The following is a 21,492-nucleotide window of genomic DNA, read 5'->3' as shown; positions in this document are numbered from 1 at the left end:
TAAAAAATTTATTGAAGGGTTTTATTTTCCGCATATTCTGTGTCAAAACGCGTTGGTTTTGGTTGAAATTATTCATTTGAACTGAAAAATTTAGGTTAAATAGTTGTTCTTAATGCATTTAGTTGGTTTTTAGATGCTTTTTTTTGCCTAATTAGGCTCAGTCAGTAGTTTCTCATATTTTTTTGGTTTAAGTTTATGAATTTTTAGGTGCAAACTAGATAATTGCTATTTAGTTGAACTAATGTAGCCCTATCAGTATGACTATAGGTTAGTAAACACTACGCAAACGTTTGTTGACGGCACCAATGCCTAATGAGTTTTCTAAATTTTTGAATTATTTCAAAAATTATCATTTCATTTATAACTGTTTTTAGCCAGCAGTGGCTCATAGATTTTAATTAGGGATAGCGTTTCTAATTAGGAAGGTCGTCGAACTTTACTTCAGGAGCCTGACCACTTAAAGGTCTTTCAAAGACCTGACCTAACTCAGTATAATCATTGAAAAAGCCACAATTGCGCAGATAGAATGAATTTTGATGGATGCCCCCGCCATAGTCCATTCTATACTTTTTCCTTGCGGTATTATCTCCGGTAAATCTTGCTTTATGGAGTTCAATCCATTTACCTGCGCTACTTCGAACCCATTGATTTGTAAACTCTACCTGCCTTTCCACATGACCTTGATCAGGCACAAAATTCTCTAAAAAAGAATGCAAGCGTTTTAAATATGTCCGGGTATCCGGTCTGCTGAAACTGGCGATTAACATCCAACTTTCCTTTTCAGGATCATAGAAATAAGCAGTATAGATGCTGTGATTTTCTCCTTCAGGGCGGCCATGTAATAGAAACTTATAGTTGACTCCAGCCTTCCAGTTATATTTTAAATAACTCTGACCGCCTGAGCCCTCATTTCCAAATTCACCGACATGTACATCTTTACCTTTAGCAAGCAGGCGGATTTTTTGTGTCTCCGGAATTTTATCAGGATCATCAGTAGTGAAAGGGCTCCAGACGGAAAATAAAATCCTTCTTTCTGTGGCTGAATTTACCTGCATGCCAAAGTATCCTTCTCCAAAGCCATTGGCCATGAAATAAGACCCAATAACGTCATTCCGGACAGGCACTTTAACTTCATTGTAAAACCATTCTGCCTGAAGGTCTTCAGGCAGAATATAGTTCAGGTGAACAGATGGTCCTCTTCTACCCCAATGGTAAAAATTTCCTTCATTATTTTTGACGAAGGTGATGTCATCAACGTTGGTTCCACGTATTTGGAAACTCGAAACATCAGCAAACTTACTTCCTGTCCTGGAAAGACCCTTAATCTTAAAATTTAAATATCCAGTATCGGTAATTAACCAGGTTCCGGTAGAATATGCCTTTACAGAATTTCCTTCGACATTAATCTTTACCGATCTTCCAGGGCCAGCTACTTCAATTTGGCTTTTTCCTTGCGGAACGCTTAATTTAATCCAAACTTCCAGGCGTCCTGGCTTTGCACTTCTAATATAAGTTTTGAATTCAGCGTGCTGATCTGTCCAGTTTACAATCCCATCGTCGGTAATTGTTCCACCCAATTCTTCATTATTGGTCTTCCAGGTATTTCCTGCAACAGGAACTTCAATCGTTGTTAATTCAATTGTTTTGTTTACAGACTTAAAATTAAATCCCATTCCAGCAAATGCGATTATAATTGCACCAGCTGACATGCAGAGTAGCTTTCGCAAATTTGAATGCTTGTTCATAAAACTAATTTTTTAAATTAAGTGCCTAGTCTCCTCAACATTTATAATTGACTATATACTTTTCATACGTCATAGAAAGGAGACTTAATAATCGTCGTTCAACGCAAAAATTGGTTTTCTGGTCATCCATTTTCCGCCGGTGAAATCGGGAAATTCAATGGTTTCATTACCAAGTTCTATAGATTGCTCACTCAAAGGGGTGATGGCACTCCAGGCGGCAGCATCATAAACATCTAGTGGGGTTGTGGTACCTCTTTTCGCAGCTTCAATAAAAGCATGTAATACGAAAAAATCCATTCCGCCATGACCTGCACCCTGGGCATCTTTACCATATTTTTTCCAAAGTGGGTGATCATACTTTGCAAACCAATCTTCTGCCTTATCCCACTGGTGTGGCTTACTGATGCCTTCGATATGAACCCCTTTGTTCAGGTCCATCCATATACCTTGTGTTCCTTGTACCCGGAATCCTAATGAATAAGGACGAGGAGAGTTTGTGTCATGCTGCAGGATAATCGTTTCCCCATTTGCACAATCAATGGTCGTGGTCACAATGTCACCCAAACGGAATTTTACTTTGGCATTTGGATGATTTTCACCTCCATTGTCTACAATATATTTGTGCAGGCCCCTTGCTTTTGTTGCAAAAGAGTTAATTTTCACAAAGCGGTTTCCGCGGTTAATATCAATACACTGGGCTACCGGTCCAACGCCATGCGTAGGGTACAAATCGCCGTTTCTATGGATTGAATGATTCGTTCTCCATTGTGCTTCAGAAAAACCTTTCTCATTAAACTCAACGCCTTTACCACCTTTGCTATCATTGAATTTGATGTTCCGCAGGTCATGCTGGTAACCACCCTGAAGATGTATGATTTCTCCAAATACGTTTTGGCGAACCATATTTAATACCGCAAGTACATCTCTACGATAACATACATTCTCCAGCATCATTACTTGTGCCTCATGCTTTTCCGCAGCATGAACTACATCCCAGTGATCTTGTAAGGTAATTCCGATGGCCACTTCAGAACCTACATATTTAATCCCAGCTTCTAAGGATCCGATGATCATCGGTTTATGCCATTCCCAGGGCGTAGCAATTACAATTGCTTTTAGGCCTTTCATCTGGATCATCTTTTTCCATTCATTTTCATCACCGGTGTAAATTTTCGGCATGGGTTTGCCGCTTTTGGTAATGATGGCTTTAGACCTTTCCAGCATACCAGCGTCAATATCGCAAATAGCTACTACATCAACGTCAGACCGGTTTAAGAGCAAATTCAAGTGATTTTGTCCTCTTAACCCAACCCCAATTACTGCTACTTTAATTTTCTCGTTAGCAATACTGGCAAATGCTGATTCCTCTGGCATTACCGCGAGCGCCGCTGCCGTTAGTGCGCCGGCTTTAACAAAGCTTCTTCTATTCATAATTTGTATATTCAGGTTGTATTTGGATAATATTTATTTTAGTATGCTTCCTTCTATTTTTAAATGCATTAAGTTCTGACCCATGTTAAGCAGGTTGCCCGACCAGTCTTCCGTTGAATAATCGCTATTCTTTACCGTGGCTAGAGTCAGGCCGTAATGATCTCTCAGCGTCAGTTTTGCATAAGTCGAGTTCTCCCCCTGCGGATGAACTTCCAGCTGAAAATGCTGACTTCCCTTTTCTAAGCTCAACACCCGTTTATCCTTTATACCACCTATAAAAAGGTAGCCGTCCGCATGAAGCCCAAGTTCAATAGGTACTTTTACGTTGGCGGCAGCTGCTTTTGTGCCTAGCAGCAAATGCGATGTAATTAATGTGTCGGAAGTAGAGGACCAGCTGATTTTGAAAGCATGCGCCGTAGAAACCTTCAGCTCGAATTCCTGACCAGATATGATTTCATCAAATTCCTTAACCAGAGGCATGATATTTTCCGTTTTTAAATAAGCGGGCATATCAATCCCGGTCACAGTTTCCTGTGTTACAGCAGTGCCTTCAGAATTGCCTAAGAGCATACTAAAAAGGGATCTTCTTAACATATTTTTATTTGTTCTTTACTGGTATTTAAGCAATCCAAGGTAAAGTTTTCAAAAATAAGTGCAGAAATATTGCTTGGTAAATACCACGCAAACGTTTGTCTAAGCATTCATCGAGAAGGTAGATGAGTTTTGAACCGTGAAAACACATGTGGTTGTCGGATAGGTTGTCTAGTAACTGCTGTTTTGTATAAATGACTAAAACAAAAACGGCCTTCCTGAATCAGAAAAGCCGTTTTAAATGCGCTGTTATGTGTTAATTGTGGTCCCGACGAGAATCGAACTCATATCTAAAGTTTAGGAAACTTCTATTCTATCCGTTGAACTACGGGACCAATCACTTACCGCACTACACTACCGTTACTATGGTTTTGTACAGGTGCCACAAAAGTAAGTTTTCCATCTGAATTTTCAGACATTAATATCATTCCTTGTGATAGTATTCCTTTAATTTCTCTCGGAGCAAGATTTACTACCACACTTACTTGCTGGCCAATCACCTCTTCAGGCATAAAATACTCAGCAATGCCCGAAACCACTGTACGCTGGTCGATACCCGTGTCAAGCGTTAACTTCAGCAGCTTCTTGGTTTTTTCCACCTTCTCTGCCGCAATAATCGTCGCTACGCGGATATCTATCGCACTAAAATCATCAAACTGTATGTTCTCCTTTGCCGGAGCAGCAACCGCATTCGCGATAGTATTATCAATTTTACTCTGGTTCAACTTATCGATTTGTGCTTGAACCGCTTCATCCTCAATCTTCTCGAATAATAAAGCTGCTTCGTTAATCTGATGACCACGAGGTAACAAGTCCATTTTACCTGCATCTTCCCATAAATTACCACCGTAATTTAACATCTTCATCAGTTTATCAGCAGTAAAAGGCAAAAATGGCTCCATTAAAACCTCCAGCGTTGCCACAATCTGCAAGCTGATGTTCAGGATGGTGCGCACTCGATCTTCGTCAGTTTTAATTACTTTCCAGGGCTCTGTTTCCGCCAGGTACTTATTACCTAAACGTGCCACATTCATGACCTCACCTAAAGCTTCCCTGAAACGGTAGTTTTCCATCGACGCACTCACCTTTGCAGGTGCAGCAGCCAATTCATCAATCACTAATTGATCCTCAGGCATTATATCCATCAACATCGGCACACGGCCATCAAAGTACTTGTGCGTTAACACCACTACCCGGTTAATAAAGTTACCCAATACGGCAACCAGTTCATTATTGTTCCTCGCCTGGAAATCTTTCCAGGTAAAGTCATTATCCTTCGTTTCTGGCGCTGTTGCTGTTAAAACATAACGAAGTACATCCTGCTTGTCTTTAAAGTCTACAAGGTACTCGTTAAGCCATACCGCCCAGTTTTTAGAGGTAGAGATCTTTTGTCCTTCCAGGTTAAGGAATTCATTGGCCGGAACATTGTCGGCTAAAATATAATCGCCGTGCGCCATTAACATGGCCGGGAAAATGATACAATGGAAAACAATATTGTCTTTTCCAATAAAGTGAACCAGTTTAGTCGAGTCGTCTTTCCAGTATTGTTCCCAGTTTCCTTTTTCTACTTCATTTTGATTGATGTAGTATTCGTCAGCTTTTGGATTCCACACATCCAGTCTGGCATATTCAAACAACTCTTTTGTTGCCGAAATATAACCAATAGGTGCATCAAACCATACATAAAGCACTTTACCTTCTGCATCCTTCACCGGAACTTTTACGCCCCAGTCCAGATCCCTGGTCATCGCCCTTGGCTGCAAACCTGCATTTAACCAGCTTTGGCATTGTCCGTAAACATTTGGACGCCATTCTTTATGACTTTCGATATAGGTACGTAACTGCTCTTCGTATTTATCCAATGGCAGGAACCAGTTTTTGGTTTCTTTGCGCACCGGAGGCTCACCCGATAGGGTAGATTTTGGGTTAATCAGGTCCGTTGCATTTAACGTGCTGCCACAGTTCTCACATTGATCACCATAAGCGTTCTCGTTACCACATTTCGGACAAGTACCTGTAATATAACGGTCGGCTAAAAAGCTTTGTGCCGTTTCATCATAATATTGCTCGGTGACCTCTTCAGTAAAAACACCTTTTTTATATAACTTCTCAAAAAAATCTGAAGCCGTCTGGTGATGTGTTAACGAGGACGTGCGGTGATAAATATCAAAAGATACGCCGAATTCCATAAAAGAATCGCCAATGATCTTGTGGTATTTATCAACAATCTCCTGCGGACTTACCCCTTCTCTTTTAGCCTTTAATGTAATAGGCACGCCGTTTTCATCAGAACCACAAATAAACTTGACATCTCTTTTGTTAGCACGAAGGAAACGAACGTAGGTATCTGCCGGTAAATATACACCTGCCAGGTGACCGATGTGAACCGGACCATTTGTATAGGGTAAAGCCGCTGTTACGGTATATCTCTTTATTTTACTGTTATCCAAAACTATTTTTATTATTTTGCCCAAAGATAACAGTTTTACCAATGATTAAACAGCCACCCTATTTAAAAAAGAACGACAAAATTGCCATTGTTTCTCCAGCAAAGAAATTACCGAAACGAATAGACTATGCGGTAGCGTTGTTCAAACAATGGGGACTGGAAGTAGTCATTGGCGAAAGTGTGTATGCAGACCATCACCAGTTTGCTGGTGATGACGAATTGCGCACCCGCGATATCCAGCAGTATTTAGACGATCCATCCATTAAAGCTATCGTGGCGGCACGTGGTGGTTATGGTACCATCCGCATTATCGATGAACTTGATTTCACCACTTTTCAGGATAGCCCTAAATGGTTTGTAGGCTTCAGCGACATCACCGTGTTACTTTCACACCTGTTCCAAACCCTGGAAATGCAGAGTATCCATGCTCAGATGCCCTATACTTTTGAAGATGGCACCCCTGAATCGCTGGAGTCTTTACGCAGGGCTTTATTTGGCGAACCTTTACAATACCAATACTCCAGTACCTTTGCCAACCGTGCTGGCCAAACCGAAGGAGTTTTGATTGGCGGCAACCTTACCCTGCTTGTCATGATGCAAGGCTCCCTTTCTGAAATGGATTATACAGATAAAATCCTGTTTCTGGAAGACGTGGGTGAAAGCGAAGCCTCCATTGACCGTATGATGCGTATGTTGAAACGCAGTGGAAAACTGTCACACCTAAAGGGCATGATCGTTGGTGCCTTTAATGAAATCTCCGAAGAAAAGATTCCCTTTGGACAAAGCCCTGAAGAAGTTATCTGGGATGCGGTTAAAGAATACAGCTATCCGGTATGTTTTAACTTCCCTACGGGGCATATCGACGACAATAGGGCCATGGTATTAGGTGAACCCGTATCCTTAAACGTTGGACACGATGGGCATGTTCAATTTCTTATTCGTCATCAAGGGCATCAATAATGGTTTTAATCTGTGCCAGGTGCTTTCCGTAATAATACTTTACGAAAAGTTCAGTAGCCAGTCCCATGATCAAAACCACTGAAAAACATACGACAATAATAACCGGTATTGAAAACTGGCGGATACCGGGCAAATTATCTTTAGAAACCATCAGAAAAGCAATACCTATAAACGCTATGGCAATAAAAACGAGAATGTAACTCAGGGCTTTGTATAATTCTACATTCATTTTCATTTCATAGTAGAACCACAACAGGTTTTTTCTGCTATCCAGACTTAAATCATATCCATTTTTATAGAAAGTGTAAAATTTATAAAAATAATACGCCGTAAAGCCACACATGATGGAATAAAATGCCACAAAGACAGGGATAATCTTTGGCGGGAAATGGAACGTAAATGGGCACAATGCAATAATAAACATGCCGACCAATTGATAGTTAAACTCCCCCTTCATTTTCTTACGAATCGTATCAATAGGGGTATGCGCCTCTTTAATTTTCAATAGTTCGGGCGATATGTTTGCCGAAGGCGCTTTAGCGCTGTTCCAGTCATCTTTTAGTTGATCAAAATTCATAACCGTTCTTTTTTATAATGGATTGTAATTTTTCTTTAGTCCGATTGAGTTTAACACGTGCATTACCTTCTGTAATACCCAGGTTTTGCGCAATTTCTCGGTGCGACTGGTTTTCCAGGAACAGGAAGATCAATGCTTTCTCAATTTTATTAAGCTCCTGAACTGCTTTATACAAAATAATTAGGCGCTCCTCCTTCTCTTCGTTGTCGCCCGAGTCTGCCACATCAATATTTTCATCAAGCTCCGTTTGACCTACTTTCCTTGATTCCTTTCTTAGAAAAACCAGGGCTGTATTTAAGGCAACGCGATACATCCAGGTAGAAAACTTGCTATTGCCTTTGAAACCAGGGTAGGCCTTCCACAGCTGAAGTACAACTTCCTGGAAAAGGTCTTTCTGGTCTTCGCTGGTGTCCATATACATTTTCGTGATTTTATGTATAATTCCTTTATTTGCGTTAACTAAGTTTAAAAACTCTTGTTCTGTTGCTTCGGGCATGTCTGCTGATGCTTTGTTTCTATATTTTAAATTGTATTTAGCGTACCGGAGTAACCTGATAGCCTTTTTGCCTTAACAAATTCACAAGCCCTTCTTTTCCGGATAAATGTCCGCAACCTACACCAAAAAAAGTAGACTTTGTAGCCATAATTTCAGGCATCCGCGATACCCACAATTGATTGCGTACCGGTAACAGTTGGTTATAACCTTCGGGGTTGGTTGCGTTAAATTCCAGCATAATCTTATCTATAGTTTTCAAATCTTCTTTAGCATAGGCATCAATAATCTCTTGAGTCACTTTTTTAATGGCTGCATCGGTGTAAGTGCTCAAATAATTTTTCATGTCTTTAGCTTCAAAAATTTTATTCAGAAATGAAAACTGCTCTTCCACAGAGGATAGCCCACCAATACTTCTTCCGGCTGCTTTGCTCAATTTTATAATCTCTTCCTCAAAGCTTAATACTTTGCAGGCAAAGGATTTCTGCATCAAAAAAGCCATCAAAACCGCTGGTTTTAGATCCCCCAGGTCAGAAAGTTTGTAGCTAAGTTTTGCATTGACCACAGAATCTACGTAGGCGTAATCTTCCTTACTCATTTCGCTAGAAAGCGGTTTCTCACTTTTCATGTATTTTTGTGCCTGCTGGGCGAAATCAGGTGCTGCCATATTCATTTCCAGGTAACTTTGATCAGTTTGGTCAAGGGCAGTCAATACCTTAACAGGCATTTCAAAATTCTCTTCACAAATCATATGAACCGTACCAAAAAGGTACGAAGCTTCTTTTAGTCCGTTTCCTTCAATCTTCCAAAGCAAGGCATCCTCGCTTTTTTGCTGTGCCGAGACAGGCAATTGAAAAAAAAGTACTGCGACTACTAAAAATTGTTTAATCGTGTGGGTGGTGCTAAATAACGGTGTTTTCCTCATGCTAATGTTTATTTACTCCATTAGTGACGAAATGTACAAAACGTTACACAATATTTTTTTTTACGGGATCCCGTAAACAACAGCACTTGCGATGATTTACATTTGAGTAAGCTCCTTTTTTGGTAGGAAGGAGTACTACGTTTGTTCTACTACGTTGGTGTGATTTAGCTCGGGTCATGTAAATGGCCCGGGTTTTTTTATGAAATAACACTAATGGACAATAAGCACCCATCAAAAGGCCTTTCTTTAACTCAAAATCCTATAAAGCACCTATGGCTATTTGCTCCTTATAAAGTGTTATAATAATCAATCACTTTTTTTAAATCAGCATCAGTTTTGAAATTGATTTTTTCAGTCTTAACGTATTGTTCCAGTTTTTGTTTCTGATCAGGTAATGCAGTGATAAAACTTTTATTGTTTTTTACAGGTACCAATGTATTGGTTGGATTCAAAATAAAATAGGCCGACTTATCGACCACCGTTTTACTTACTGAGGCCGCATTATATTCACGCTCTTGCCAAATATCTTTCCAAACTTTTTTATACAAAGAAATCTTACCCTCTGCCAGAACATGGAAATAGTCTCCATCAATGTGGTATAATTTTATGGAAGGTTGGCCGGGAAGACTGTCTAAAAACTCAATCGAAATTACCTGATCAACAAATCCTAATTTCTCGTTTTTCTCACCACTAAAGAACGCAGTTTTGGATATTAAGTCGATGTTTACGGGCATCACCGCATTTTTGCCGTTTTTAAACCGCACCCTTGCATTTTTCATCTGCGGATGTAAGTTTGCATCACCAATCAAATTTTCATATTTCACTTCTGCAATGGGCCTTCCATTGGTTTCCTTCAAAGTATATTGTGCAAATAAGCTGGGGCCTGATAAAGTTAAAAAAGCCAATAGGGCAAGTATGTTTTTCATAGCGTCAATAGTTATCAATTTGGTTAATTCAGATGAATATACGGAAAACACAACGCAAAAAAAGACCTTTCTTTTAAGGGAAAGGTCTTTACACTTAATATGTTAATGATGATTATGGTTTATCCCACCATACACGGTTGTTAATACCATTATTAGTCCAACCTTGTTGTGCAATAGCCGCTTCGTAATTGGCTTTGTTAGTCGTAGCATCAGCTACCGGATATCCAACTCTTCTTGGAACTACTGTTCCATTTTGAGAGTTAGCTCCTGGCACTAAGGCAGGGTAACCTGTTCTTCTAAATTCAGCCCAAGCTTCCCATCCATCTAAATAAGTGGCAACGTAACGCTGTGTAGCAATTTGCTGATAACCTGTCGCTGGGTTGTATACAATACCTGTAGCCGATTTAAAAGTTGGATCAGCAACGCCGTATTGTGCTAAAGATGCATCAATACCAGCATCGTAGAAAGTTTTAGCAGCAGCCTCACCTCCACCAATCCATCCTCTTTTAGCTCCTTCAGCCATTGCAAACTGAACTTGTGCACCAGTAAAGATGTATGCCGGAGAACCAGCTTCTCTTAAACTTTCGCCAATCACACTATAAAGATTTGGAATATTTGTTTGAAGCAGAATTCCAAAAGTCAATCCTACAACCTGACCACTAGCTAATGGCTCACCATAAACAGGTAAACGTGGATCTGTTCCGGTACCATTCGCTTTCATAATATCAACAATCGTTTTGCTTATTGCAAAATCATTACGATTACTCACCGAATAGTTATTATACCAAGGATTGTAATTGTTTGCATCACCACCCAGGAAAGAATATTGAAGGGTTTCAGATGGCGCTAATGGCCCAGCAGCAACCGCTGATGAAAATTCTGTTGCAGCAAAACCGCCAACTGCAGGATAAACTTTTGACATCCTTAATGACATCAGCAATCTTTGAGTAGCCGCAAATTTTTTCCATTCGTTCATATCACCACCAAACATGATATCACCAGTAGGTCCGGCACCACCATCAATTTGAGCAGCAGCTTCAGTCAATTCTTTCAGCAAATCTTTATAAATTAATTCTTGCTTTTGAAATGCAGGAGTAATGTTTTCACTTCCTTGTAAGGCTTCCTCGTAAGGTAAATCACCCCACATATCTGTCATTTTCCAAAAAACATAGGCTTTCATAATCCTTGCCACAGCAAGTTGATTACTTTTCGAGCCATTCGAAGCAGGTGAAGCCTCTGGTGCATCCGCATTATTGAACAAAATCACCTGATTCAGGTTTTTTAAAATTTCTGAATAATGATTCCAGTATGTTCTGTTTAAACTCGCACCTGTGCTGTTAAATGGAGAAACTGTTAAATAAGGGCCTTCTGATAGGTATTGCGCATAAATTGCACCATCTGAATTCAATACCAAACCACCATTGGTTACCTGCGTGCGTTGCATCGCATAAGTAAGTAACGCTTTAGTTGCCGCTTTATCTACCCGCGTCTGGTCAACGTTGGTATCGCCAAAGTCTTCTAATTTTTTGCAACCTGATGCCAATATGGTAACACCAACCGCAAGAAATATATATTTTCTAATATTTTTCATTAGTATATTATTTAAGGTAATGAAGCTATTCATCTTCGCTTTTACAAGTATATAATAGCTTCAAAATTACAAATTAATTAAAGTCCAATTCTTAAATTAAGACCATATGTACGTGATGATGGTAATTGTCCACCTTCTTCCCAGAAGTTCTCCATCTCTGATGGATCTACACCGTATTCTTTTCCTGGAGCTGAAATCAACCAAGCATTACCTACAACTAAACCGATATTAACGGTTTTGAAGAATTTAGCTTTTGTTTCCAAATATTTAGATGGAACATTATAGCCTAAACGTACTTCTCTTAGTTTTAAGTAAGATGCATCGATCATAAAGTTCTCTCCAGATCCATTTTGCATACCATTGTAGAATGCAACACTGGCTTCCACATACCTGTTGTTTGGCGTTCCGTCAGCTAATACACCTGGGAACTTGTAACCACCACCTTGAGATACTGGTAATCTCCAATCAATACCTTTATCATTTAAACCAACTGTTTCTTGAGATAATCCACTACCCATATTAAATGCGCGGGTTGTTGAATTAAATAAGCCACCTTTTTGGAAGTCTAATGAGAAACCTAAATCAAAGTTAAACACTCTTAATGAACTGAATGCTCCACCATTATAATCAGGACGTTGATATCCAATAAATTGATTTGCAGTTGAAGTTGGCAATCCACTTGCGCCAACAATGATATTACCACTAGCATCTCTGTTATAAGTACGACCTAATATATAACCCCATTCTTCGCCTTCACGCATATTTAGCGTGTTACCAAAGAAAGTTGATGTATCATAAATAACATTTGTTTGTGCATCGGTTATTTTGTTAACAATTGTTTTTGATTTACTGAAGTTAACTGTAAGGTCCCATGATACATTCTTTGTTTGGATAGGGGAAGCAGATAAACTTAACTCGATACCAGTATTAGTAAGTAGACCAGCATTAATTAAACTACTTGTATAACCGGTTGCACCGTTAAGGGTAACTGGTAAAATCTGGTTTTTGTTTTCATTCTGGAACCATGCAAAATCTAATCCGATTCTATTGTTTAAGAATTTAACCTCAGCACCTAACTCAAAAGAACCAGATAAAGCTGGAACCAATCTTCCATCTCTAAATTCATTTCCAAGAGCCAGTGATGGGTTAGAACCATAAGCTGGTGAGGTATTGTATTGTAAGTTCACACGGTAAGGATCAACATCTGATCCTACTTGTGCATAAGCAGCTCTTAATTTCGCAAAAGAGACAATTTCTCTAAGTTCTGGAGAGAAAAACTCTGATCCAACAAATGATAAGGATACTGAAGGATAGAAATAAGAGTTTAAGTCTGGCGCAAAAACTGACGACCAGTCATTTCTAGCTGTAGCATCTAAGTACAAGTAATTTTTGTATCCTAATGAAACTTTTCCGAATACACTTCGAACTTCTTTCTCATAATACGTATTACTAACTGTTGGACGTAAAAGTGAAGCGCCAATGTTGAAATAGTTAGGGAAACTTAATCCGCCTTCAGTAGCCATGTTAGAACGTTCTCTTACTTCATGACGTAAGTTACCAGCAGCTAATGCACTTACTGATAAATCACCAAAAGTCTTTTTGTAAGTGAAGTTCAATTCGTAGTTAAACTCATTATCAGTCCATTGTCTGTTTTTGAAGTAATCTAATTGTAAACCACCAGTAGCCATACGCTCATCACCAAGTTCATTGTTGATGTTTGCTCTAACAGCACCGTTTACGCCGAATCCTTGACCAATGTCATATTTTAAACCAACGTTACCTACTAAACGGTTATTACGTTGTGTTCTGTAGTTGTTGTTTACCACCCAGAATGGATTGTCCCAATATTGCGGCGTGATAATTTCACTAGACTCGCCTGTTCCATTCGGACCTAAGATATTCCATGATGTAACAGTTCCATCTGCTAATACCTGGTTTTTCTCCATGTAGTCCATGTCTAACTGACGTTGGAACCATTGGTTAAAACCTTGAACAACGTTTAGTCCATCATTACGATATTCTTCATATGGCTGACCTACTCTGCTTTCTTTTGAAAATTGAAAATCTGTAGAAACAGTGAATCTCTTGCTGATGTCAAATGAACCGTTAACATTCAAAATATTCATTCCACGATTACCATTTTGTTGAATTAAGCTTCTACTCTGGTTGGTATAACCTACACGTAAATTATAATTATCACCTCCGGTTGCAAAAGCAATGCTATTGTTGATTGAAGATCCTGTACGTAAAAACTGCTTAATGTTATCAGGCTGAGCAGTAAGTGGAACTAATTTTCCATAATCTTCACCTGGATACCAGCTGTAATATGGACGGTATAATGAACCGTCTATTTTAGGACCAAAACTTGCATCAGCACCATAGTCTAACATTTTTTGGCCATTGAAAGCCGCGAAACTTGCTGGATGTACAGCAGGATCGTACTCAAATACATTCCAATCGGCAGAGTAACCACCAGCATATTCATTTTGATAATCTGGTAATAAACCTACCTTTTCAAAAGAAAAACCTGAATTGATTTCGATAGAAGTTCCACCTTTTTTAGAACCTTTTTTACTGGTAATGATCACCACACCATTGTAAGCACGTTGACCGTAAACAGCTGTCGCAGCAGCACCTTTTAACACGGTTAAGCTTTCCACGTTGTCCATGTTCACGTTTTCCTGTCCCGTTGGTGTACCGTCTACAATAAATAGAGGTGATCCAACGGAGAAACCGTTGATACCACGAACAATGATGGATGCATTGTCAAATGATGAACTTGCAGAACCGTTTAACTGAACACCGGCTACTTTACCGGCTAAAGCAGTACTTACATCCGTGTTTTTTGCTACGGTTAGTACATCGCCTTTAAGCTCTGTAGCAGCATAACCTAATGATCTCGATTCTCTTCGCTCACCTAATGCAGTTACCACCACTTCAGATAATGACTGGGCATCGGTAGTTAACGCAACATTAATGGTGTTTGCTGTTCCAATTACTTTAGATTGTGTAACATAACCCAAGGAACTGAAGTCTAATGAAGTAGCACCTGCTGGTAGTCTAAGCATATACTTACCATCAGCGCTGGTTTGCGTGCCACCTGAGGCACCTTTGATTCTTACAGTAACACCGGGTAATGGTAAACCATCTTCCTGGTCAGTAACTGTCCCTGTGATCGTCCGCTCTTGTGCCATCACAGAAACTGTGAAAAACAAAAGCACGAACAAACTTTGTAGAAGTTTTTTCATGAATTTTAGATTTAGTTTTTAATTGAATACTCTAAAGTATAATTTAAAAAAGAAAACCACAATGGTCTATTTCATTTAGTTTAAGCTGGTTAAGAGAAAAGACAGTATTTTGAGCCTAAAAACACAAGCGTTTACTAGCAATAAACCGCGATTTAACAAGCGTTAGCCAAGTTTTTGTATTACTAGCAGTAATTGAATTTTATTTTTTAAAATTTTAAGTTTTTTATTGAAATAAAGGTTATTCATACTAATTATGAAGACTTAAATCTTAATTCCCACTGGAATACAGGATAATCAGACATTTATATCAACTTTAATCTAGAAGCAACACACGCAATGTGTGTTTCTTTTGAATTGACAAGCTGTTTTAACTATGAATTTGTTTAAAACAAAAAAAGCTGACCATTAAAATGGTCAGCTTTCATTATTTATAAGCAACTTGTATTAGTAACCCGGATTATTTGGTTTCAACAATTCGTTTACATCAATAGCGCCTTGTGGAATAGGATAAATTTCATCATTAACCGTTCTTCCTTTAGCCTCAAGATAAACTGTGGCCATAGACTTCGAAGGGTTCGTTGCTGAAGGGGTTCTTCTCATGTCCATCCATCTCAGATTTTCGAAAGCAAATTCTACTCTTCTCTCTTTAATAATGTCTTGCAAGGTTAAAGATGCTAAAGCTCCTAAGCCCCTTTTCGTTCTCACATTATTAATTAATGTTAAAGCCTCTCCGTCAACAGAACTATTAGAAGTCAAGAATTGTGCTTCAGCTGCAATTAGATACATCTCAGAAATCCTAAGCACATAGTAAGGATGTGCCGCAGCACCTGCAGGATCCTGGTACTTATTCGCGTACCATCCTGGATTAGCCTGTGGAGCAGTAATTTGTGTCATTGACCCCGCCTTCCTCGTATCACCAGCTTCATAAGCTGAAACTAAAGATGCATCAACAGGCAATTCAGCTCTGCCTCCACCTGGCATGGATGGGTGCTGTAAAAAATAAGATAGTGAATTAGTCCCTTCAGTAGAAGTGAATTCTACTTTAAAAATATGCTCTGACGAAGTATAGGGTGGAGCAAAAATGGATTTATAATCACTAGCCAAAGCATACTTTGAAGTTGCAATAACTTCCAAAGCATTTTTCTTAGCATTAGCATAATCCTTTTTAATTAAATATACCCGTGCTAATAAAGCTTTTGATGCTTCCACAGAAGCGAATTTACTACCTGTAACAATACCACCGGCAGCAACACTAGCATTTAGGTCAGCGATGATTTTAGCATAAACCTCATCAACTGAATTACGTGGTACGTTTACTACATCTCTGTTTTCCACAATTGGCACCGCACCAAATAGTGTAACTAATTTGTAATAGGCGTATGCTCGCAAAAACAATGTTTGCGTGATCAACGCATTCTTTACTGGTTCAGCTACTGTAGTCGAACTGTTAATAATCTCTAGTAAATCATTTGCACGCTGAATAACAACGTAAGGTGCATTAAAGTACCGCTGTGTTAATACATTACTAGGTAAAATAGCATTATTATCGATTTCACCATTTTGGAAAAATGTTGCACGATAAGCTAAGTTGTCAGCAGATAAATCTTCAACAGCATAACTCAAATAGAAATAACTAGTATTTCCTTCCTGTAAGCCATCATATACCCCATTCATTAGTTTCTGCACATCTGCAGCACCTACGGTTTCAGGAGATAGTGAAGCGGTAGGATCAATATCTAACTCCTTTTGGCATGAAGTCATAAGACCTGCCGTAACCAATGCAATTAATAATATTTTGTTTTTCATTATATACTTTTTATAAACTAACATTAACACCGAACATGATTGTTTTGAATTGTGGAATTGCTCCTTGATCAACACCTGTGTTTGAAACAGTAAATTCAGATGATACTTCCGGATCAAAGCCCGTGTATTTTGTGAATGTTAATAGATTTTGTCCTGACACATAAATTTTTGCATTTGACAACTTCATCTTGTTAACTATGTTTTTAGGAATGTTATATCCAAAATTGATGTTTTTTAATCGGATATAACTTGCATCCTCTAGATATCTTGAAGAACGCTGTGTATTATAAGTTCCTCTTGCACCACCAACTGCTCTAGGATATTTAGCATCTGTGTTTGTAGGTGTCCATCTATCTTCAAATACGTCTCTATCAACATTTGTAGCAATTGCAGTAGCCGTTGCTGCCGCACCTAAACTTCCATTACCGCCTGTTCCTTCAGCAGATAAGTTGTAAAGGTAATTTCCATATGAATACTGGAATAACACACCCAAATCAAATCCTTTGTAGGACACGCTATTGTTTAAGCCTCCATAAAATTTTGGAAGCGGTGTAGCAAGATATTGTCTATCGTCATTGCTAATTTTACCGTCTCCGTTAAAATCTTCATAAACCATATCTCCAGTTGCTTTATCAACTCCCAAAGATTTTATGGTGTAGAAAGAGCCTAAAGCCTGCCCTACAGCTGTACGAGTTACGAATGAACCATCAATTGGTTGATTATTAAACAATTCTGTAACTTCATTTTTATAAGTAGAGATATTAAATGATGTTGTCCATGTTACAGCACCAACTAAGTTGTCACTGCTAATGTTAAAATCCCATCCTTTTCCATTCATCGAACCAACATTTTCAAGAATCGTAGAAAAACCTGTTGTATTAGGAATTGGTCTGTTGATTAACAAATCAGAAGTTTTCTTGTTATAGAAATCTGCACTTACATTAACTCTATTCTTAAACAATGATAAATCTACTCCAATATCAAATTGAGCAGTCGATTCCCACTTCAAGTCAGGACTACCAATCGCATTCAATGCAAACCCAGGCTGATCATCATAGTTAAAACCAGTACCAATCAATCTTCTAGATGAAAAGTTACCAATGCCTTCCTGGTTACCAGTTAAGCCGTAGCTTGATCTAACCTTTAAGTTAGAAATAATGTTGTTGTCTTGTAAGAATGCTTCTTCCGACACTACCCAACCTCCAGATACTGATGGAAAGTAGCCGAATCGACCTTTTGTAGGGAACTTAGTTGAACCGTCTCTTCTAATGGATCCACCTAATAAATATTTATTTTCCCAGGCTAGGTTCAAACGTCCAAGGTAAGATTCTACTCTATAGTTTGTAAATGCAGATGTTCCACCTACAATTTTAGCAGCTGAGGTTAAATATGGCGTTTTATCAGAAGGGAAATTCTGTCCGTCTACACGGTTGTTGTCCCTATTGTTCCATTGAAATTCATAAACCAATGTCGCATCAACTGTTAGTTTATCATCGATAAAGTTCTTTAAATACGACAAATTCTGAGTTGCCAAGTAATTTTGTGTCTGCACATAACCACTGCTTGCTGCTCCATTTGATCCTCTTCCAGATAGAGAAGTTGATGGATCAAAAGTTCTCTGATCAAGGTAGCTGTAGTCAATACCTACTGACGATTTGAATTTTAATTCAGGCAATATTTTCACTTCTGCATAGGTAGAATTGAAAATATTTGCTAATCCGACAAAGTTTTTCGATTGAAACATATGTACTGGATTATTGAAATCATTGGATGCAAATGTTCCATCTTCATTGTAGATCGGCTGATCTGGACGAGCGATTAAAGCTCTTGGAAATGGAGAAAAGATACTGTTATCAACAGGTGTTTCTGCACGATCAGATTTGGATATCGCTATATTACTTCCAACTTTCAAGAAGTCATTCACTTGGTGATCAACATTTAAACGAATTGCATATCTTTTGAATGAGCCATTAAGCAATTTCGAATCTTGATTGAAATAATTCAGGGAAGTATAAAATTGAGTTTTTGCATTTCCACCTGAAGCGATCGACAATTGAACATTTTGTACCAGAGATTTTGAACGTTGTACCTCATCTAGCCAATTAACATTTGCCTCTGGATTATCGATTTGAGCTTGAGTAAATTTTGCAGGTAATGATGGCGTACTATTAACAAGAGCTTCATTGTACATTTGTCTGTATGAAGAAGCATCAAGAAAATCTTTAGTACCAGAAAAATCTTGAAAACCATTATAAGCATTAAAGTTTACAACAGATTTACCACCTGCAGTTCCCTTTTTTGTTGTGATAATAACTACCCCATTTGATCCTCTTGAACCATAAATCGCAGCTGCGGAAGCATCTTTTAATACTTGGATGGAAGCAATATCCTCGCTATTTAAATTAGCTAGAGCTGATACACCTGCTCCAGTTGTAACAGGTGTCGCAGTACTGTTAGAAGGTAATATTACACCATCTACAACGTACAATGGATCATTACCAGCTTGAATTGACGATCGTCCACGTACATTAATTTGAATTGGAGAACCTGGACGGCCACCGCCAGAAGTTACCTGTACACCAGCTAAACGCCCTTGTAATGCTTGAGCAACGTTAGGCACTGGTTGGTTTTTAATTTCCTCTCCAGAAATTCTCGCAATTGAAGTGGTAACGGTTCTTGTACTTTGAGTTCCGTAACCTACAATAACTACATCACCTAATTGTTTAGCATCGGCATTTAAAGCCAAGTTAATCATTGTCGATGTGGCTGGTCTTTCTGCCGATACATAGCCAATAGATGAAAACTGAAGTGTTTGTGAAGCATCACCTGGAATGCGGACAGAAAATTTTCCATCAGCACCACTGATTGTTCCGATGTTAGTACCTTTTACTTTAACAGAAACACCTGGCAATGGCAAGCCATCTTCTTGTCCTGTAACTGTTCCAGTAATCGTCCTTTCTTGAGCCATCGCTACACTAGCGACAAACAAAAGAAAAAACAAACTTTGTAGAAGTTTTTTCATGAATTTTTAAATTAGTTGAGTAATAATTGCCTAAGATATTCGTTTAATTTATCATTCCAAAAAATCCTAACTTTTTTTATAAAATATACAAACAAAACTATGTTTTGTTTGTATATGCACAATTTATTGCAACACAAACTATTATTTTGCGATATCTACCCGTAAATTTAAAAAACTGAACACAAAAAAAACCGTATGGCCTTTAATGGGCCATACGGTTTTTTTATTTCTAAAAACTTTACTTAGTTGTTAGCCCACCACATAGGTGTATAGATCGCAACGTTTCCTGGGAAACTTAAGTTAGATGTTGCTTCACTGTTTGGATACAATAACCTTTCAGGTAATCTGTTTGCGCCAATAACCGAAGCGGCAGAAGTAACCAGGAAGTCAGGATAACCTGTTCTTCTGTATTCTGTCCAGGCTTCGAAACCTTGGAAACCACACATCGCAAAGTACTTCTGGGTAATAATCACCTTTACTTTTGCTTCTGTAGTTAAAGCCAGGTCTAAAGCTGGTTTTGCGTCAGGTGCAGCAGCATAATAAGCCGAAGCATCAGCAGCTGATAAACCAGTAGCCACGAAACTTGCGGTTACACCTTGTGCAACTAATGCATTCACATCACCTGCAGCCCATCCTCTGGCTACTGCTTCTGCCTGAAGGAAGAAACTTTCTGCTACAGAGATCAATTTTACAGGAGCCGTTGCAGAAGCACCGCTATTTGCATTACCACCTACCAATGAGGAAGGAATCGATACAATTTTCTCTACCCCACTTTGACCATAGGTGCCTTGAGCAATTGAATTTAGTGCATTCTGACCTTCTACAAGGTCATAGAACTTACTTACTCTTTTATCATTGTTTTTGGTAAAGGCATCAACTGCAGTAGAACTTGCTACCAAATTTTGTGTTTTACCCAAAGTTGGACTTGCCATTTCATTGTACAATGGATTTTCATTTCCTCCAGTAGTAGAGTATTTCATCGCTGCATCGCTGCTAAGAAATATTGGGTTTGTTGCATATAATGCTGCAATACCTGCTTCTGCTTTTGCCGGATCAACTTTAGCAATCCTTAAGTAGGCTCTCAGTTTCAACGTATTTGCAAATGCTTTCCATTGGTTAATATCTCCTTTAAACATCATGTCCTGTTCGCCGGGTGAAGATGAATTGGCCGTGTTTAATAAAACGGTTCCTTTGTCGATATAGCTAAATAGACTGTCGTAAACCAAAGCTTGAGACTCATATTTCGGCTGACCAAATTCGTTTCCTTTTAAGGCTTCTGTCAATGGAATATCGCCAAAAGCATCTGTAGCCAATTGGAAAGAGTAGGCTTTCAAAATATAAGCCATACCCCTGGTGTGCTCTAAGCTTGTACCTTTAGTATTGATGATCAACTCTGCGTTAATCAAAGCTGAACGGTATAAAGTTAACCAAGGACGATCAAATGATGTATTGGTTACATTATATTGATCGATGGTTCTGTATTGTGAGCTGTTCGGACTTTGCGTCCAGTACTGGCCCCAAATGTTTCCGTATACCTGGAAACTGTTTCCTACCAGCTGTCCTACCGCTGCTTGTACCGTTGGTAAAAGCAAAGTTGGCGAAGCGTTATCAGGGTTGTTAGGGTTTTCGTTAATATCTAAAAATTTCTTACAGCCTGTTAGACCAATCGTTCCGACTAGCACCAGGAGCAGTAAATTTTTAGGGTTAAATATTTTAGTTGTTCTCATA

The 21,492-nt window shown here is 38.8% G+C and carries 14 protein-coding genes and 1 tRNA gene; 1 reads left to right on the top strand and 14 read right to left on the bottom strand.

What is annotated here, in order from left to right; all coding sequences use genetic code 11:
* Positions 1 to 413 precede the first annotated feature (413 nt).
* From IWX76_RS07460 to metG, 5 genes are all read right to left on the bottom strand, one after another.
* Complete coding sequence (locus tag IWX76_RS07460; protein ID WP_334641457.1) at positions 414 to 1,745, bottom strand: DUF3472 domain-containing protein; 1,332 nt, start codon at positions 1,743 to 1,745, stop codon at positions 414 to 416.
* 84 nt (positions 1,746 to 1,829) lie between these two features.
* Complete coding sequence (locus tag IWX76_RS07455; protein WP_196859281.1) at positions 1,830 to 3,176, bottom strand: Gfo/Idh/MocA family protein; 1,347 nt, start codon at positions 3,174 to 3,176, stop codon at positions 1,830 to 1,832.
* 33 nt (positions 3,177 to 3,209) lie between these two features.
* Complete coding sequence (locus IWX76_RS07450; RefSeq protein ID WP_196859280.1) at positions 3,210 to 3,770, bottom strand: hypothetical protein; 561 nt, start codon at positions 3,768 to 3,770, stop codon at positions 3,210 to 3,212.
* Between the two features lie 260 nt (positions 3,771 to 4,030).
* Positions 4,031 to 4,102 (bottom strand) — tRNA-Arg (locus IWX76_RS07445).
* A gap of 6 nt (positions 4,103 to 4,108) precedes the next feature.
* On the bottom strand, positions 4,109 to 6,217 hold the full coding sequence (gene metG / locus IWX76_RS07440; RefSeq protein ID WP_196860024.1) for a methionine--tRNA ligase: 2,109 nt from the start codon (positions 6,215 to 6,217) through the stop codon (positions 4,109 to 4,111).
* A 41-nt stretch (positions 6,218 to 6,258) separates the two neighbouring features.
* Here metG and IWX76_RS07435 point away from each other — a divergent pair, with 41 nt between their 5' ends.
* The gene (locus tag IWX76_RS07435) at positions 6,259 to 7,176 is read left to right on the top strand and encodes a S66 peptidase family protein (protein WP_196859279.1); all 918 of its coding nucleotides are present in this window, start codon (positions 6,259 to 6,261) and stop codon (positions 7,174 to 7,176) included.
* Here IWX76_RS07435 and IWX76_RS07430 read toward each other — a convergent pair.
* The 9 genes from IWX76_RS07430 to IWX76_RS07390 all read right to left on the bottom strand — a co-directional run bounded on the left by IWX76_RS07430 (position 7,151) and on the right by IWX76_RS07390 (position 21,491).
* Positions 7,151 to 7,753: a hypothetical protein gene (locus tag IWX76_RS07430; RefSeq protein ID WP_196859278.1), complete on the bottom strand. Its 603-nt coding sequence runs from the start codon at positions 7,751 to 7,753 to the stop codon at positions 7,151 to 7,153. The two genes, IWX76_RS07435 and IWX76_RS07430, sit on opposite strands and share 26 nt — an antisense overlap.
* Positions 7,743 to 8,249: an RNA polymerase sigma factor gene (locus IWX76_RS07425; protein WP_196859277.1), complete on the bottom strand. Its 507-nt coding sequence runs from the start codon at positions 8,247 to 8,249 to the stop codon at positions 7,743 to 7,745. Before IWX76_RS07425 ends, IWX76_RS07430 begins: the two co-directional genes overlap by 11 nt.
* A 37-nt stretch (positions 8,250 to 8,286) precedes the next feature.
* Entirely contained in the window at positions 8,287 to 9,171 is an 885-nt protein-coding gene (locus IWX76_RS07420; RefSeq protein WP_196859276.1) for a TraB/GumN family protein, read from the bottom strand.
* 287 nt (positions 9,172 to 9,458) lie between these two features.
* Positions 9,459 to 10,097 carry a hypothetical protein gene (locus IWX76_RS07415; RefSeq protein WP_196859275.1) on the bottom strand — a complete coding sequence of 213 codons (639 nt, stop codon included), beginning with the start codon at positions 10,095 to 10,097 and terminating at the stop codon, positions 9,459 to 9,461.
* Between the two features lie 112 nt (positions 10,098 to 10,209).
* Positions 10,210 to 11,688 (bottom strand): SusD/RagB family nutrient-binding outer membrane lipoprotein, encoded by a 1,479-nt coding sequence (locus IWX76_RS07410; RefSeq protein ID WP_196859274.1) that lies wholly within the window; start codon positions 11,686 to 11,688, stop codon positions 10,210 to 10,212.
* Positions 11,689 to 11,765: 77 nt separating this feature from the next.
* On the bottom strand, positions 11,766 to 14,936 hold the full coding sequence (locus tag IWX76_RS07405; protein WP_196859273.1) for a SusC/RagA family TonB-linked outer membrane protein: 3,171 nt from the start codon (positions 14,934 to 14,936) through the stop codon (positions 11,766 to 11,768).
* A gap of 444 nt (positions 14,937 to 15,380) precedes the next feature.
* On the bottom strand, positions 15,381 to 16,742 hold the full coding sequence (locus IWX76_RS07400) for a RagB/SusD family nutrient uptake outer membrane protein (protein WP_196859272.1): 1,362 nt from the start codon (positions 16,740 to 16,742) through the stop codon (positions 15,381 to 15,383).
* 10 nt (positions 16,743 to 16,752) lie between these two features.
* On the bottom strand, positions 16,753 to 19,764 hold the full coding sequence (locus tag IWX76_RS07395) for a SusC/RagA family TonB-linked outer membrane protein (protein ID WP_196859271.1): 3,012 nt from the start codon (positions 19,762 to 19,764) through the stop codon (positions 16,753 to 16,755).
* A gap of 242 nt (positions 19,765 to 20,006) precedes the next feature.
* Complete coding sequence (locus IWX76_RS07390; protein ID WP_196859270.1) at positions 20,007 to 21,491, bottom strand: SusD/RagB family nutrient-binding outer membrane lipoprotein; 1,485 nt, start codon at positions 21,489 to 21,491, stop codon at positions 20,007 to 20,009.
* Position 21,492 lies beyond the last annotated feature (1 nt).

Origin of the sequence: Pedobacter sp. CAN_A7 (assembly GCF_015752175.1) — a bacterium.
In the GTDB taxonomy this organism is placed as follows: Bacteria; Bacteroidota; Bacteroidia; order Sphingobacteriales; family Sphingobacteriaceae; genus Pedobacter.
The sequence above is the reverse complement of the archived record's forward strand: the minus strand, read 5'-3'. Positions and strand labels throughout refer to the sequence as shown.

Excerpts from the sequence above, each read along its gene's own strand:
- IWX76_RS07425 (WP_196859277.1), bottom strand. The coding sequence starts at position 8,249 with ATGCCCGAAGCAACAGAACAAGAGTTTTTAAACTTAGTTAACGCAAAT.
- IWX76_RS07395 (WP_196859271.1), bottom strand. The coding sequence starts at position 19,764 with ATGAAAAAACTTCTACAAAGTTTGTTTTTTCTTTTGTTTGTCGCTAGT.
- IWX76_RS07455 (WP_196859281.1), bottom strand. The coding sequence starts at position 3,176 with ATGAATAGAAGAAGCTTTGTTAAAGCCGGCGCACTAACGGCAGCGGCG.
- IWX76_RS07415 (WP_196859275.1), bottom strand. The coding sequence starts at position 10,097 with ATGAAAAACATACTTGCCCTATTGGCTTTTTTAACTTTATCAGGCCCC.
- IWX76_RS07390 (WP_196859270.1), bottom strand. The coding sequence starts at position 21,491 with ATGAGAACAACTAAAATATTTAACCCTAAAAATTTACTGCTCCTGGTG.
- IWX76_RS07430 (WP_196859278.1), bottom strand. The coding sequence starts at position 7,753 with ATGAATTTTGATCAACTAAAAGATGACTGGAACAGCGCTAAAGCGCCT.
- IWX76_RS07435 (WP_196859279.1), top strand. The coding sequence starts at position 6,259 with ATGATTAAACAGCCACCCTATTTAAAAAAGAACGACAAAATTGCCATT.
- IWX76_RS07450 (WP_196859280.1), bottom strand. The coding sequence starts at position 3,770 with ATGTTAAGAAGATCCCTTTTTAGTATGCTCTTAGGCAATTCTGAAGGC.
- IWX76_RS07460 (WP_334641457.1), bottom strand. The coding sequence starts at position 1,745 with ATGAACAAGCATTCAAATTTGCGAAAGCTACTCTGCATGTCAGCTGGT.
- IWX76_RS07410 (WP_196859274.1), bottom strand. The coding sequence starts at position 11,688 with ATGAAAAATATTAGAAAATATATATTTCTTGCGGTTGGTGTTACCATA.
- IWX76_RS07420 (WP_196859276.1), bottom strand. The coding sequence starts at position 9,171 with ATGAGGAAAACACCGTTATTTAGCACCACCCACACGATTAAACAATTT.
- IWX76_RS07405 (WP_196859273.1), bottom strand. The coding sequence starts at position 14,936 with ATGAAAAAACTTCTACAAAGTTTGTTCGTGCTTTTGTTTTTCACAGTT.
- IWX76_RS07400 (WP_196859272.1), bottom strand. The coding sequence starts at position 16,742 with ATGAAAAACAAAATATTATTAATTGCATTGGTTACGGCAGGTCTTATG.